This is a genomic window from Alkalihalophilus lindianensis (assembly GCF_032843265.1).
In the GTDB taxonomy this organism is placed as follows: domain Bacteria; phylum Bacillota; class Bacilli; order Bacillales; family Bacillaceae_D; genus Alkalihalophilus; species Alkalihalophilus lindianensis.
This window is the reverse complement of record NZ_JAWJBA010000991.1, coordinates 1-238: the sequence shown is the minus strand read 5'-3', so window position 1 is coordinate 238 and position 238 is coordinate 1. Positions and strand designations below refer to the sequence as shown.

Below are 238 nucleotides of genomic sequence, written 5' to 3'. Positions count from 1 at the left end.
ATGCTAAGGATGATTATTATATCAATCCGATTGGCGTTCGTTTTAACTTTAAACGTTACGCTTATCGCAATGATAAGTATGGTTTTCATCGTGACTTCAAAGTATATCAGGCAGAGAAATTCGATGAAAATCATCAAATTAATTCTAAAGCATTAACGCCACATGGCAATACCAAGTACATCATGGTAAATCCACAATGGGAGTATTTTAAGGCCAAAACACGGAAGTCGCTTTCAAG

At 35.7% G+C, this 238-nt stretch carries 1 pseudogene; it reads left to right on the top strand.

Going from position 1 to position 238, the window contains the following annotated elements:
* Positions 1-238: pseudogene (locus tag RYX56_RS25090) on the top strand (IS5/IS1182 family transposase); the annotation flags it as partial.